The 13,900-nt window shown below is 72.2% G+C and carries 15 protein-coding genes; 6 read left to right on the top strand and 9 right to left on the bottom strand.

What is annotated here, in order from left to right:
• Positions 1-123 precede the first annotated feature (123 nt).
• From ACFYM6_RS26365 to ACFYM6_RS26350, 4 genes are read left to right on the top strand one after another with little or no spacing between them, the layout of a single operon-like run.
• On the top strand, positions 124-510 hold the full coding sequence (locus ACFYM6_RS26365; RefSeq protein WP_387279690.1) for an STAS domain-containing protein: 387 nt from the start codon (positions 124-126) through the stop codon (positions 508-510).
• A 30-nt stretch (positions 511-540) separates the two neighbouring features.
• The gene (locus ACFYM6_RS26360; protein WP_387279688.1) at positions 541-900 is read left to right on the top strand and encodes a GlsB/YeaQ/YmgE family stress response membrane protein; all 360 of its coding nucleotides are present in this window, start codon (positions 541-543) and stop codon (positions 898-900) included.
• Positions 897-1,520 (top strand): STAS domain-containing protein, encoded by a 624-nt coding sequence (locus ACFYM6_RS26355; protein ID WP_387279686.1) that lies wholly within the window; start codon positions 897-899, stop codon positions 1,518-1,520. Before ACFYM6_RS26360 ends, ACFYM6_RS26355 begins: the two co-directional genes overlap by 4 nt.
• Positions 1,514-1,822 (top strand): BON domain-containing protein, encoded by a 309-nt coding sequence (locus tag ACFYM6_RS26350; RefSeq protein ID WP_387279684.1) that lies wholly within the window; start codon positions 1,514-1,516, stop codon positions 1,820-1,822. Before ACFYM6_RS26355 ends, ACFYM6_RS26350 begins: the two co-directional genes overlap by 7 nt.
• A 12-nt stretch (positions 1,823-1,834) precedes the next feature.
• Here ACFYM6_RS26350 and ACFYM6_RS26345 read toward each other — a convergent pair whose 3' ends face one another.
• From ACFYM6_RS26345 to ACFYM6_RS26335, 3 genes are all read right to left on the bottom strand, one after another.
• Positions 1,835-2,773, bottom strand: a complete 939-nt coding sequence (locus tag ACFYM6_RS26345; RefSeq protein ID WP_387279682.1) for a hypothetical protein — start codon at positions 2,771-2,773, stop codon at positions 1,835-1,837.
• A 112-nt stretch (positions 2,774-2,885) separates the two neighbouring features.
• A complete protein-coding gene (locus ACFYM6_RS26340) occupies positions 2,886-3,434 on the bottom strand; it encodes a hypothetical protein (RefSeq protein WP_387279681.1) in 549 nt (182 codons plus the stop codon).
• A gap of 214 nt (positions 3,435-3,648) precedes the next feature.
• A complete protein-coding gene (locus tag ACFYM6_RS26335) occupies positions 3,649-4,962 on the bottom strand; it encodes a hypothetical protein (RefSeq protein ID WP_387279679.1) in 1,314 nt (437 codons plus the stop codon).
• A gap of 274 nt (positions 4,963-5,236) precedes the next feature.
• Between ACFYM6_RS26335 and ACFYM6_RS26330 the strand changes: the two genes are divergently transcribed.
• Both ACFYM6_RS26330 and ACFYM6_RS26325 read left to right on the top strand, forming a co-directional pair.
• On the top strand, positions 5,237-6,211 hold the full coding sequence (locus ACFYM6_RS26330) for an ABC transporter permease (protein WP_387279677.1): 975 nt from the start codon (positions 5,237-5,239) through the stop codon (positions 6,209-6,211).
• Between the two features lie 218 nt (positions 6,212-6,429).
• Positions 6,430-7,362 (top strand): ion transporter, encoded by a 933-nt coding sequence (locus tag ACFYM6_RS26325; protein ID WP_387279675.1) that lies wholly within the window; start codon positions 6,430-6,432, stop codon positions 7,360-7,362.
• 13 nt (positions 7,363-7,375) lie between these two features.
• Here ACFYM6_RS26325 and ACFYM6_RS26320 read toward each other — a convergent pair whose 3' ends face one another.
• The 6 genes from ACFYM6_RS26320 to ACFYM6_RS26295 are packed head-to-tail and all read right to left on the bottom strand — an operon-like array spanning position 7,376 to position 13,895.
• Positions 7,376-7,999, bottom strand: coding sequence for a lactate utilization protein C (locus ACFYM6_RS26320; RefSeq protein ID WP_387279673.1), 624 nt, complete (start codon positions 7,997-7,999; stop codon positions 7,376-7,378).
• Positions 7,996-9,396 carry a lactate utilization protein B gene (locus ACFYM6_RS26315; protein WP_387279789.1) on the bottom strand — a complete coding sequence of 467 codons (1,401 nt, stop codon included), beginning with the start codon at positions 9,394-9,396 and terminating at the stop codon, positions 7,996-7,998. The genes ACFYM6_RS26320 and ACFYM6_RS26315 overlap by 4 nt, the downstream gene beginning before the upstream one ends.
• A gap of 17 nt (positions 9,397-9,413) precedes the next feature.
• Entirely contained in the window at positions 9,414-10,187 is a 774-nt protein-coding gene (locus ACFYM6_RS26310; protein ID WP_357436497.1) for a (Fe-S)-binding protein, read from the bottom strand.
• Positions 10,188-10,189: 2 nt separating this feature from the next.
• On the bottom strand, positions 10,190-11,620 hold the full coding sequence (locus ACFYM6_RS26305; protein WP_387279671.1) for a rhamnulokinase family protein: 1,431 nt from the start codon (positions 11,618-11,620) through the stop codon (positions 10,190-10,192).
• Entirely contained in the window at positions 11,617-11,835 is a 219-nt protein-coding gene (locus ACFYM6_RS26300) for a helix-turn-helix domain-containing protein (RefSeq protein ID WP_083673034.1), read from the bottom strand. The genes ACFYM6_RS26305 and ACFYM6_RS26300 overlap by 4 nt, the downstream gene beginning before the upstream one ends.
• A gap of 17 nt (positions 11,836-11,852) precedes the next feature.
• Complete coding sequence (locus tag ACFYM6_RS26295; protein ID WP_387279669.1) at positions 11,853-13,895, bottom strand: bifunctional aldolase/short-chain dehydrogenase; 2,043 nt, start codon at positions 13,893-13,895, stop codon at positions 11,853-11,855.
• Between the last annotated feature and the right edge of the window lie 5 nt (positions 13,896-13,900).

Here is a 13,900-nt window from a genome sequence, read left to right as displayed (position 1 = left end):
ACAACTGTCATGAAACTGCGGGCTCCCCTCCAAGGTCGCCGCACAGGCTGGTGAACCAGCCGGACAACGCGCACGAAAGCAGGGGACATGACCGGGCCGCAACCGCCTCCGCCGGAATGCGCCGTGCCGCTGGTCGAGGTGGAAATCACCGAGGAACTGGACTTGGCGCGCCTGTCCGAGGTCAGTCACGTCCTCGATCGAATCCTGTCCCTGCGACCCGCCGAGGTGGTGATCGACCTGTCGGGGTGCCGGCACATCGACGCCGCGGGCATCGGACTGCTGCTCGACGTGCACCGGCGCATGCTCCGTCGACAGGGCGCGGTCAAGCTGCGCAGCCCCAACCCGCGCATCCGTCGAATCCTGGAAACGGCCCGGCTGGACCAGGTCCTGCCGATCCTGGATCCGCCCGGGCGGTCCCGCTCGGGCGTGGTCGATCAGGACCCGCCCGCGCAGCGTCCGGCGGGGGTTCCGGTCGCTCAAGGACGAGCGACGGTCACCGTACGTTCCTGAGGCCGGCGTGCGCCCGGCGAGGAGGCAGCAGTGAGTGGCAGCGCGCTCATCAGCGCACTCACCATCGGGCTCGCCGTCGGCCTGGCCGGTCGCCTGCTCGTGCCGGGGCGCAGGGTGGCGCCGGTCTGGCTGACGGTCGCACTCGGCGTGGCCGCCGCGCTGCTCGGTTCGGTCGTCATCCGCCTCCTCGGCGCCGACCTGGCCGAACTCACGGTCCTGCGGCTGGTCGCGCAGTCGGGCTTCGCAGGTGTCGCGGTGGTCCTCGCCGTGGTCACGGCCGAGCGGCAGTCGCGGCGTGACGGGTACGCACCGCTGTTCCGCACGTCCGCTCCGGCGCCACCGCCCTCCAGCGCCGCCAGCGAGCGGAGAGAACGAGAGGATGGGTTATGACGGTCGTACCGGCCGATCACCTGATGACTCTGATCTGCGACAGCTGCGGTGACACCGTCACCGCGGCGGCAAGTGTCCTGCCCGACGCGGAGGTCGTCTGGACGCTGGTGTTCGACAACGGCTGGGTCGGCTCGCCCTTCGCCTCCGGCCCGCACCACTGCCCCCGCTGCACCCTCGCTGCCGAGCTGGGCGGCGCGAACGGTGCCGGCAGGTCGACGGCCGGCCTGGGCATCGACTACCTCGACGAGGTCGCTGCCGCACCCGCCGCACGGGACGCCGATCCGGCCGAGGCGGTGCGCCGGGCGCTGGCGGAGGCGATCCACCTCGGTGACCACGTCCTCGTGGACCTCAGCGAGGTGGAGGTGGTCGACCCGGCCGGGCTCGGTCTGCTGGTCCGGGCGCACCAGGAGGCCAGGCAGCGGGCCGCGGTGCTGTGTCTGGTGGCGCCCACCCGGTTCGTCCTCACGGTGCTGCACACCATGCGGCTGGACGACGTCTTTCCGCTCTACGAGAGCCGGGCGGCCGCCCTGCGCGACCTGGCCGACCCCGCGTCGGCCGGCACGGCGCCGGTGGGCCGCGAGGCAGTTGCGCCATCGACAGTCAAGGAGTCGCCATGGTGATGCCCTGGGCATTTCCTCCGTTCCCCGACGACAACCCGTCCCGGCCGACGAACGAGGAGTCGGCGCAGGAGAGCGAGGATCTCCGCCTCGCGGCTCTGGTGGCGCAGCGGCTGAGCATCGACTGGATCACCCGGCGCCAGCAGATCACCATCACGGTGCAGAACCGGGTGGTGATCCTTGCCGGGATGGTGGCCAACGTGGAGACCCGCCGGGCGGCCGGCGAGCTGGCGTGGGAGGTTCCCGGCGTCGTCGACGTCTGCAACGCGCTGCAGCTGTACGGTCAGCGGCGAAGCCGCCGCTGACCGGTCGGCCGTTCAGCCGTCGCGCCGCGCCGCCGTGGCCGGGCGCAGCCCCTTCAGCGCACGAACGAGCGCGGCCCTGCGGTCCGGCCTCGCGACGATAGCCAGTCCGACGAGGATCACGAGACCGGCCGCCAGGGACATCCCGCCGAGCAGCCAGGGGCTGTTCAGGCCGGTGGCGGTGGGGTGGGAGCTGCCGACCTGCCCCGGCTCCGGGAAGGTCACCTGGCTGGTCGCCGTCTTCTTCACCAGGCCGCTCTGGAGGTGCACCTCCGCCCGCCAGGGGCCGTTCGGCAGGTCGCGGGGGAAGCGGATGGTCACCGTGCTGGAAGTGCCGGGTGCCAGGGTGGTGCCCTGCCCGATGTCGAACGGTCCGGCGTGCATGCCGGCGGGCCCGTCGGACAGATTGGCCGAGCCGGTCATGTCCAGCGCGCGCTCGCCGGTGTTCCGCACGGTGACGCCGAGAGTGGGTACGCCGTCGTCGCCGCGCAGCGGGGTCATCTCCCCGATGGTGAAGTCGGAGGGCGGCTCACCACCGGGGCCGACGTCGAGGTACATCCGGATGCCCACGCGATGGATCTGGCGGACGTTGGCCTTCGGCTCCGCTTTCGCCGCGGCCTGCGCCCAGATCACCCCGTACCGTTCGCCGCGCGAGGCAGCCGGCGGCACGGTGATGGTCACCCGCACCCGGGCGTCAGTGTGGGGCTTCAGGTCGACGGTGGTGCGGTCGAGGGACGTCCAGGAGGTGAGTTCGTTGGCTTCCCTGCCTTCGCCGTACTGGAACTCGCCCTTGTTGATGGCTGCGGCGGCGGGATAGACCTCGATGTGTTGCGGCTGGTCGGACTGGTTGGCGACGAGCACCTGGCGGTGGATGGTGGTGCCGGGTGACAGGTGGTCGACGATGTAGCGCCGCGCCCGCGGGTCGTCCCACCGGTTGAGCGGGGCCTCCAGCAACTGGATGCCGATGCTTCCCTCGGCGGCTACGGGCTCGCTGGCCCGGGCTGGTCGGCCCGGGCCAGCGACGCACAGCAGGGCCAGGGCGGCGGCGGCCAGCCGGCCCGGGTGGCTACGCCACCGAATGGGTCACCGTCCCGGTGTAGAGCCCTCCCTCGGCCGAGACCGGCACGTTGACGATCAGGTTCGGGTTCCAGATCGCCGAGTTGTTGCCGGTGCCGCCGGAATGGGTGAAGGCGGTCAGCGGTGTGGTGTTGCTGAGCGGTTGTGCGGCGGCGCTGGTGGGCTGGCCGGGGGTGAACGTCCCGTTGCCGACGGTCGAGATCGCCGGCCCGGACCAGTAGTCGACCTGTGATGCTGGGATGACCTGCCCGGTGCCGCCGGAGGCGGTGGTGAAGTCGGTGGACGTCACCGTGGCGGTCCAGCTGGCGTTGGCCGCGGCCCGCTGGTCGGTCACCGTGACCTGGCCGAGCGCTCCGGTGACCGTGGCACCCGGCACGCCGCTGCCGAGGTTCGCCGAGCCGGGCGTGTCGATGCTCAAGGTGCCGGTGTTGATCGTGAACGTGGCCGTCGTGCTGTCCGACGGAGCCGCGAGCGCCGGTTCGGCGGCGAGGCCGACCACAGCCGCCGCGGCCGTGGTGAACAATAGAGCTCTACGCATGCTGCAACCTCATCTTCCCCTGAAGGTCCACCGGTCTACCGCGAGGCGGGTGCGGCGGAGGAGCCACCCGGCAAAGATATCGCCCAAAGCACCGCAAATGGGATGAAATGGGACGAATAGCGCGACGACTGCCGGGGCAAGGCGAGGCGGGTCCATGCCGGCGTGCCAGCACGGGGGCCAACTCAGGCGGCCAGGCGTGGATGCGGTCGCCGCGTCAGGCGACCGAGTGGGTCAGGGTCGCGGTGTACGTGCCGGCCACGGCGGAGAGTGGAACGGCGATCACCAGCGTCGGCCGCCAGGTGGCGGAGTTGGCACCCGAGCCACCCTGCAGGCGGAACGCGGTGAGGGTCTGACCGAGTGGCTGGGCCTGTGCGGCGGTGGGCTGCCCCGGGATGAATGTCCCGCTGCCGGTGGTGGCGGTGGCCGGCCCGGACCAGTAGGAGGCGTTGCCCTTGGCGACGGTGAAGCCGGAACTGCCGGTGAAGTCGGTGATCGACACGGTGGCCGTCCACGCGGCGGACGAAAGCCCTCGTTGATCCGTCACGGTCACCGCGCCGATGCTGCTGCTGAGGGTGGCGCCCGGGCCGCCACTGCCGATTGCGGCGGTGGCCGGCACGGTGATGGACAGTCCGCCGGGCGGTGGCGCCACCGTGAGCCGGGCGGACTGGGCGCCGGTGGTTTCGGCGATGCCGACCACCACCCTGGTGAAGCTTGCCGTGGCCGCGCTGACCGTCAGGCGCGCGGCGGCGGCGTACACGCCACCTGCGGTGGCCGACGACGAGGCCGATATCCGGATGGTGGCCTTGTTGCTGCGGTCGGCGATCAGGGACAGGCCGGCGTAGTCGCCGGTGGTCGGAGCCGTGAGGGCGACCGACGCCCCCGTGTCGGCGGTGAAGGGGGCGCCGCTGACCGTCGCGCCGCACGGCGTCGGGTAGGTGGCGCAGCCGAGATAGATCGTCACGCCGCCGCCGGTCAGTTGGCTGCCCGTGCCGGTCACGCTGACGCCGCCCGTGACGACGAAGGTGCCGGCGGCGAGGGTGAGGTGCGCGCCGCCGCTGACGGTGATGCTGCCGTACACCCCGGGGCTGATGGTCCGCGAGCCGGTGCTCAGCGTGACATCGGGGAACGGCGGGGTCGGTGTGGTTGGGCAGGCTGCGTCCCCGGGACAGAGGGGCAGGCTGGCATAGGGGTCGGTGCCGGCGGACTGGTTGACCGGTGCCGGGCTGAACGCGCCCGTGTTGCGGGCGGCGAAGCCGGCGGGGGCGGCCGGTCCACCGATGGTGGTGGTGGCGGTGATGAGTGCGGTGCCCGACTCGCCGCTGGCCAGTGCCGCCTCGCTGTTGGTGGAGTTGACCAGGATCGCTCCGGTGACGCTGATGGTGCCGGGTTGGGCACGCAGGGCGTCCTTTGCGGACGGGTCGAGGACGCACAGGGTGGCGGTACAGGGACTGGCGGCCTGCGCAGGTGACGCGGCGAGCCACAGCCCACCCCACGCCGCAGTGACGGCGAGACTGGACGCCCCTGCCATACCCGAGAGTTTTCGAAATCGACTCAAACAACCCACTAGGACATTATTCGTCACTCCTCTACCAATTTGCACAGGAACCACAGGAAGGGCCGGCGATCCGACACGCATTCGCAGTTGAAGGACGCCCAGTGATGGTTGTCAAACGTTTGTCCGATGCGGAGCGTCCACTACGCCGTCTACCGTGTGGCCATCGTGGTCGATTCCTGACGCTCGGCTGTTCTCGACGACCTGCTGGTGTAGCGGCACGCCACCGGCCTGGACCGGAGGATTCGCGATGAGTGACCCGAGTGCCTCGCTGGTCAGCACCCCGCGTCCCGAGCAGCCGAGCGAGACCGGGGCACCGACCGCCGCCGGCCCGCCAGAGTCCGCGCGACAGCAGCAGCCGCGTGGCCTGCTGGGTGACGCGTGGCGGGACCTGCGCCGCAAGCCGCTGTTCTGGATCTCCGCCACGTTGATCCTGGTCTTCGTGCTGATGGCGGCCTTCCCCTGGCTGTTCACCTCCGGCGACCCGGTCAACGGCGACCTGGCACACAGCCGCGTCGAACCCTCGGCGTCCGCCTGGTTCGGCTACGACGTACAGGGGCGCGACGTCTACGCCCGCACCATCTACGGCGCCCGGGCCTCCATCCTGGTGGCACTGCTCTCCACCATCGGCACGCTGCTCATCGGCGGCGCGATGGGCATGGTCGCCGGTTACCGCGGCGGCTGGGTCGACAGTCTGCTCTCCCGCATCGCGGACGTCTTCTTCGGCCTGCCGTTCATGCTCGGCGCCATCGTCATCCTGACCACCTTCAACGGCTCGGGCACGGACAACAGCGAGTCGCAGATCATGGGCCTGGTCATCGTCTCGCTCGTGGTCCTGTTGTGGCCGGTGGTGATGCGGTTGATGCGCTCCTCCGTGCTGGCCACCAAGGAGGCCGACTACATCCTGGCCGCGCGGGCCCTGGGTGCCGGCACCGGCCGAATCGTCCTCAAGCACCTGCTGCCGAACTGTGTCGCACCGCTGCTGGTGTACGGGACGATCATGATCGGCTCCTTCATCGGCGCCGAGGCGACCCTGTCCTTCCTGGGCATCGGCCTGAAGACCCCGGTCGTGTCCTGGGGCATCATGATCAGTGAGGCGCAGAACTACATCCGGGTCTCGCCCTACCTGCTCCTCTTCCCCGCCGCGTTCCTCGTCACCGCCGTGCTCAGCTTCGTGATGCTCGGCGAGACGGTCCGCGAAGCCCTCGACCCGAAACTGCGCTGACCGCAGGCGATCGGCGTCGGCTTTCGGTGTGGGCGGACCCGTAGCCGGGTCGAGGCGCGGCGTCGGTTTTCGTAGGCTGTGCCGGTGATCTTTACGCCGCGCCCCGCCGACACCGCGGCACGTCGCCGGTCGCCCGACGTGCCGTCCGAAAGGAAGGGCAGTCCGGCCGCCTGGCGGTCCGTCGTGGCCGCGGCCGGAGCGGGCGCGGCGAGGGCCCTGTGGTGAGCGGGCTACCCGTACCCGGGCAGCGGGCTGTCCCGCCCGCGTCCGCGTCGCGCCGGTCGCGGGTAGCGCGGTGGTGTGCCCGCGTCGAGGGTTCACGCTGGTTCGAGGTGGCGATCGTCGTCGTCATCGGGGCGAACGCGGTGGTGCTCGGCGTCGAGACCTACCCGCACCCAGGGTCGCTCGGGACACTGCTGCGCGCATTGGAGTGGTTCTTCCGCACAGTGTTCATCGTCGAGATCGCCATCCGGCTGCTGGCGCACGGTCGTCGACCCCAGGACTTCTTCCGGCGCGGATGGAACGTCTTCGACTTCGTGGTGACCGCGGCGGCGTTCATCCCCGGCCTGCACGGCGAGTCGGCTGGGCTGCGGGTGATCCGCATCGCCCGGGTGGTGCGGCTGGTGCGCTTCTCGCCGGGGCTGCGCACCATCGTGACGGCGCTGCTGCGCAGCCTTCCCGGGGTCGGTGGGTTCCTCGCCCTCGCCCTGGTGACCCTGTACGTGTACGGCATGGCCGGGTGGCTCATCTTCAAAGAGGCGTATCCCGACGACTACGGCACGATCGGGCGGGCCGCGCTGACCCTGTTCGTGCTGCTGTCCCTGGAGACGCTGCCCGACCTGATCGAGCAGGGCATGGCGCTGTCGCCGTGGACCCTCGTCTACTACGTCAGCTTCGTGCTCATCACCGTCAACCTGCTGGTGAACATCCTCATCGCGGTGATCGTCAACTCGATGGAGGAGGCTCGCCGGCTGGAGATGACCGAACGGATGGCGGTGGACGAGGACCGCGACGGCGTACCGGACGAGATCGACCGGATCATGATCAGCCAGCGGCTCGACGACCTACGGGCGCTGGTGGCCGACCTGGAGCGGGAGCTGCGGATCGACCGCGACGCCGGGCAGCCCAGGGCGGGTACCCGGGACCGGTGACGCGGCGGCCCCGTCACCCGTGATGCGCCGCACCAGCCGAGACGACGACCACGTGCAGATGTCGAGGGCCGTGGACGCCCTCCACCCGGTTGAGTTCGATGTCGCTGGTGGCCGAGGGTCCGCTGATCCAGGTCAGCGGGCGACGCGGGTCGACCCGGGCCACGGCGTCCGGCACCGTGGCGACGACCTGGTCGGCCCGCAGCACGCACACGTGCACGTCGGGCAGCAGGCTGATGACCCGCCGGCCCTGGTCCGGGGCGGCGTCGAGCACGATCGTGCCGGTTTCGGCGACGGCCACGGCCGCGGCGGTGACCACCCCGTCCACGGCGGCGATCTGCGCCGCGGTGAGGTTCTCGTCGGTCACCGCGGCGACGGTGGCGGGCAGCCAGTGCCGGGGCAGCCCGGGCGGGACCACGACGCGCCGGCCGCCGAGCACCTCGTCGACGACCGGCGCGACGTCGGCGTCCGCGCACCGGTGCACGGTGGCCCGGTAGTCGGTGAGCCGGTGCACCAGCAGGTCGAGGTCGACGGCGACGGCGCCGGCCGGCCGGTAGTCCCGGGGTACCGCGGCCGGGGCCGCCGGCGGCTCACCGAGGGCGACCCGGAGCCGGCCGAGGATGAGGTCACGTGCGGTCACCGCTCGGCCCACCACTGGCGGAAGGTCTGGGGTGGCGCGACCGGCAGGTCACGGCTGGCGGTCCAGCCGTTCAGCGGCGGGGGCAGGGCGGGGCCGGCGAGCCGGGCCAGGCCCGCGGCGCGCTGCGCTGCCGCGTACAGCCGGGGATGGTCCATGGTGTACGCGGCGGCGCCCATCGCGGCCTTCTCGCCGACCGGGTGGGGGGCTTGGCCGCGCAGGTGCACCAGCAGCTCCGGAATGTTGATCATCACGGGGCAGGCGTCGTAGCAGGCGCCGCAGAGCGACGACGCGTACGGCAGGGAGGCGTTGTCCGGCACCCCGGTGAGCTGCGGGGACAGCACCGCCCCGATCGGCCCCGGATAGACCGACCCGTACGCGTGCCCGCCGGTGCGCTCGTACACCGGGCACACATTGAGGCAGGCGGAGCAGCGGATGCAGTGCAGCGCCTGCCGGCCGACGGCGTCGGCGAGCACCGCGCTGCGGCCGTTGTCCAGCAGCACCAGGTGCACCTGCTGCGGCCCGTCGCCCGGGGTGACCCCGGTCCACATCGACGTGTACGGGTTCATCCGCTCCCCGGTCGACGCCCGGGGCAGCAACTGCAGGAACACCTCGAGGTCCGCCCAGGTGGGGATGACCTTCTCGACGCCCATCACGGTGATCAGGGTCTCCGGCAGGGTGAGGCACATCCGGCCGTTGCCCTCCGACTCGACCACCGCCAGGGTGCCGGTCTCCGCGACGGCGAAGTTCGCCCCGGAGACGGCCACCCGGGTGCTGAGGAAGGTCTCGCGCAGGTGCCGGCGCGCCGCAGCGGCCAGAACGGCCGGCTCGTCGGTGAGGGCGGGATCGACGCCGGGCATCTCGCGCAGGAAGATCTCCCGGATCTCCGCCCGGTTGCGGTGGATCGCCGGGACCAGGATGTGGCTGGGCCGGTCCCGGCCGAGCTGCACGATCAGCTCCGCCAGGTCGGTCTCCACCGGTTCGATCCCGGCGGCCTCGAGGGCCTCGTTCAGGCCGATCTCCTGGGTGGCCATCGACTTGACCTTCATGACCCGCTGCGCGCCGGTGGCCCGGACCAGGTCGGTCACGATGCGGTTGGCTTCCAGCGCGTCGGCGGCCCAGTGCACGGTACCGCCGGCCGCGGTGACCGCCGCCTCCAACTGCTCAAGCAGCTCCGGCAGACGGGCCATGACGTCGGTCTTGATCGCGGAGCCGGCGACGCGCAGCTGCGCCCAGTCGGGCAGCTCGCCGATCACCGCTGCCGACTTGGCGCGGATCGTGGTGGTGGCATGCCGCAGGTTCCGGCGCAACTGCGCGTCCCCCAGCGCCCGGCGGGCCGCCGCCGGGAAGGACTCCTCACCGCGCAGATTTCCCACCCCGCGCGGGGCGGTGGCCGGCATGCCCAGGAACGTCCGCGTCACGACCCCACCTCCAACCGGTCCCGCTCCCCCGCGGTCTCGGCCCCCTCGGTGCTGGCCAGGATCTCCGCCAGGTGCACGGTCCGCACGCCGGCCCTGAGTCGGGACAGCCCGCCGCCGATGTGCATCAGACACGACGAGTCCCCCGCCGTGCACATTTCCGCACGGGTGGCGAGGACGTTGCGCATCTTGTCCGCCAGCATCGCCGTGGAGGTGTCCGCGTTCTTCACCGCGAACGTGCCACCGAACCCGCAGCACTGCTCCGCCTGCGGCAGCTCCACCAACTCCAACCCACGGACCTCCCGCAGCAGGCGCAGCGGCTTGTCCGCCACCCGGAGCATCCGCAGCGAATGGCACGTCGGGTGGTAGGTCACCCGGTGCGGGAAGTACGCCCCCACGTCGGTCACCCCGAGCACGTCCACCAGCAGCTCCGACAGCTCGTAGGTGCGCCGGGCGACCTCTTCCGCCCGGCTGGCCAGCCGCTCGTCCCCCGCCCGGCGGGCCACCATCGCGTGCTGGTGCCGGACCGAGCCGACGCAGGAACCGGAGGGGGCGACCACCACGTCGTACGGGGCGAAGACCCGGACGTGCCGGCGGACCAGCCGCAGCGCGTCGTCCGGGTAACCGGTGTTGACGTGCATCTGCCCGCAACAGGTCTGGTCCGCCGGGAAGACCACCTCGTGGCCGAGGCGCTCCAACAGCCGCACCGTCGCCTTCGCCGCCTCGGGAAAGAGCGTGTCGGCGAGGCAGGTGACGAACAGCGCGATCCGCATCCTCAACCGCCCATCCGGTTCTCGGCCGCCCGCCACGCCGCCTCGTCGCCGCGCGGTTCGTACCGCACGATGCGCTGAGTGTCGCGCAGCACGGACCGCAGGGCCGCCAGATCGCCGCTGACGGCGCCGGCAGCACGGGCCTGCACCAGGATGTTACCGAGCGCGGTGGCCTCGACCGGCCCGGCGAACACCGGTAGTCCGCAGGCGTCCGCGGTCAGCTGGCACAGCAGTTCGTTGCGGGCGCCACCCCCGACGACGTGCACGGCGTCGACGTGCCGGCCGGACAGCTGCTGCGCCTGGCGTACGGCGCGGCGGTGGGCCAGGGCCAGGCTGTCGACGATGCAGCGGATGGTCGCGGCGGGGGTGGCGGGTACCGGCTCGCCGGCGCGGCGGCAGGCGTCGGCGATGCGGGCGGGCATGTCGCCGGGCGGCAGGAACCGCGGGTCGTCGGGGTCCACGACCGAGCGGAAGGCCGGCTCCCGGGCCGCCCGGCGCAGCAGGTCGGGCAGGTCGGTGGCGCCCCAGGTGCGCAGCGATTCCTGCAGCAGCCACAGGCCCATGACGTTGCGCAGGTAGCGGATCGTCCCGTCGACGCCGGATTCGTTGGTGAAGTTGGCCTGCCGGCTCGCCTCGGTGAGCACCGGGGCGTCGAGCTCGACGCCGACCAGCGACCAGGTGCCGCAGGAGACGTAGGCGAAGCGCTCCCCCGCCGCCGGCACGCCCACCACCGCCGAGGCGGTGTCGTGGGAGCCGACCGCCACCACGTCGGGGGTGCCGGGCAGGCCCAGGCGGGCCCGGACCGGGCCGATCCGGGTGCCTGGCTCGCGCAGCGGCGGAAACAGGTCGGCGCGGATGCCCGCGTCGGCCATCAGGTCGGTGGCCCAGGCCCGGCGGCGTAGGTCGTACAGCTGGGTGGTGGAGGCGTTGGTGACCTCGGCGGCGACCTCGCCGGTGAGCCAGTACGCGATGAGGTCGGGGATCAGCAGCAGCCACCGCGCCGCGGTCAGCTGCGGCGTGCCGGCCGCCGCGACAAGCTGGTAGAGGGTGTTGAACGGCAACTGCTGCAGCCCGGTGGTGCGGTAGAGCCGCTCCGCACCGAACTGCTTGGTGACCCGCTCGGCGACGCCGTCGGTGCGGGCGTCACGGTAGTGCACCGGGTTGCCGAGCAGCGCCCCGGTGTCGTCGAGCAGCCCGTAGTCGACGGCCCAGGAGTCGATGCCGATGCTGGTCACCGGGCCGGCGGCGCGCAGGCCGTCGAGGACACCCCGGTGCAGCGCGAGGACGTCCCAGTGCAGGGTGTGGCCGAGGCGCACCGGTTCGTTGGGGAACCGGTGCACCTCGGTCAGGTCCAGTCGGCCTGGTGCGACGCGGCCGAGCATGACCCGGCCGCTGGACGCGCCCAGGTCCACGGCGGCGAGGTGGAGGTCGGTCACAGCATCCCCCGCCGGGCCGCCCACACCACCGCCTGGATCGGGGCGGTGACGCCGAGCCGGTCGCAGATGGCCCGGATCCGGCGGCGCACGGTCCGCTCGGACAGCCCGGACCGCCGCGCCACCGTCTCCAGCGGCACGCCCGTGGCCAGCAACCGCAGCAGCCTCAGGTCCTCCTCGTCGAGCACCGGATTCTCCACGAGCATCTTGGTCCTCATTCCCGCACCGGGCCGGATCAGCGGAGGAAGGCGGCGGCGACGCCGGCGTCCACCGGGATGTGCAGACCCGTCGTGTGTGACAGGTCGCCGCCGGTGAGCACGAACACGGCGTTGGCGACGTGCTCGGGCAGCACCTCCCGCTTGAGCAGGGTGCGCTGGGCGTAGAACTCGCCCAGCTTCTCCTCCGGCACGCCGTAGACGGCGGCGCGCTGGGCGCCCCAGCCGGCGGCGAAGATGCCGGAGCCGCGTACCACCCCGTCGGGGTTGACGCCGTTGACCCGGATGCCGTGGCCGCCCAGTTCGGCGGCGAGCAGGCGGACCTGGTGCGCCTGGTCGGCCTTGGCCGCGCCGTAGGCGACGTTGTTCGGTCCGGCGAACAGGGAGTTCTTGCTGGCGATGTAGACGATGTCGCCGCCCATCTGCTGGTCGATGAGGACCCGGGCGGCCTCCCGCGAGACCAGGAAGGAGCCCTTGGCCATCACGTCGTGCTGCACGTCCCAGTCCGCCTCGGTGGTCTCCAGCAGCGACTTCGACAGCGACAGTCCGGCGTTGTTGACCACCAGGTCCAGGCCGCCGTAGGCGAGGACCGCCGCGCGGACCGCGGCGGCCACCGCGTCGGCGTCGGTGACGTCCACCGGTACGGCCACCGCGACGTCCGGGCCGCCCAGCTCAGCGGCGACCGTCTCGGCGGCGGCGGTGTCCCGGTCGGTGACGACCACGCAGGCGCCCTCGGCGGCCAGCCGGTGGGCGACGGCCCGGCCGATGCCGGAGCCGGCGCCGGTGACCAGGGCGATCCGGGTGGCGAGGGGCTTCGGCTTGGGCATCCGGGCCAGCTTGGCCTCTTCGAGGGTCCAGTACTCGATGCGGAACTTCTCGGCCTCGTCGATCGGGGCGTACCGGGACACGGCCTCGGCGCCGCGCATGACGTTGATGGCGTTGACGTAGAACTCCCCAGCGACCCGGGCGGTCTGCTTGTTGGCCCCGAAGCTGAACATGCCCACGCCTGGCACCAGGACGATGGCCGGGTCGGCGCCGCGCATCGGCGGGCTGTCGCCGGTGGCGTGCCGCTCGTAGTAGGCGCGGTAGTCGTCGCGGTAGGCGGCGTGCAGTTCCCGGAGCCGGGCGACCGTGTCGGCCAGCGGGGCGGTCGGTGGCAGGTCGAGCACCAGCGGGCGGACCTTGGTGCGCAGGAAGTGGTCCGGGCAGGAGGTGCCGAGCGCGGCGAGCGCGGGGTGCCGCTCGCGGGTGACGAAGTCGAGCACCACGTCGCTGTCGGTGAAGTGCCCCACCTGGGGGCGATCGGTGGAGGCCAGGCCCCGGATGACCGGCGCCAGCGCCGCCGCGCGGGCGCGCCGTTCGTCCGGGGGCAGCGGCTCGTAGCCGGGGATCGCCGGGCCGAACGGCTCGGGCCGGCCATGCTCGTCGAGGTACGCCTGGGCGGTGCGGATGATCTCCCGCGAGTGACGTTCGCACACCTCGCTGGTTGCTCCCCAGGCGGTGATGCCGTGCCCGCCGAGGATGACGCCGATCGCCTGCGGGTTGGCCTTTGCGACGGCGGCGATGTCGAGCCCGAGCTGGAAGCCGGGGCGGCGCCACGGCACCCACAGCACCCGGTCGCCGAAGATCTCCTTGGTCAGTTCGGGCCCGTCGGCGGCGGTGGCGATCGCGATGCCGGCGTCGGGGTGCAGGTGGTCGACGTGGGCGGCGTCGACCAGACCGTGCATGGCGGTGTCGATCGACGGTGCCGCCCCGCCCCGCCCGTGCAGGCAGTAGTCGAAGGCGGCCACCATCTCGTCCTCCCGCTCGACGCCGGGGTAGACGTCGACGAGGGCACGCAGCCGGTCGAGCCGGAGCACGGCCAGACCGGCCTCGGTGAGGGTGCCGAGGTCGCCGCCGGAGCCCTTGACCCAGAGCAGCTCGACGGGGCCGCCGGTCACCGGGTCGGTGGCCTCGCCCTTGGCCGAGGTGTTGCCGCCGGCGTAGTTGGTGGTGGTCGGGTCGGCGCCGAGCCGGTTGCTGCGGGCGATGAGCGCCTGAACCTCGGAATGCATCGTCCTCATGTCCC

It is taken from the genome of Micromonospora sp. NPDC006431 (genome assembly GCF_042870725.1).
GTDB lineage: Bacteria > Actinomycetota > Actinomycetes > Mycobacteriales > Micromonosporaceae > Micromonospora.
This window is presented reverse-complemented; position numbering and strand designations above follow the sequence as displayed.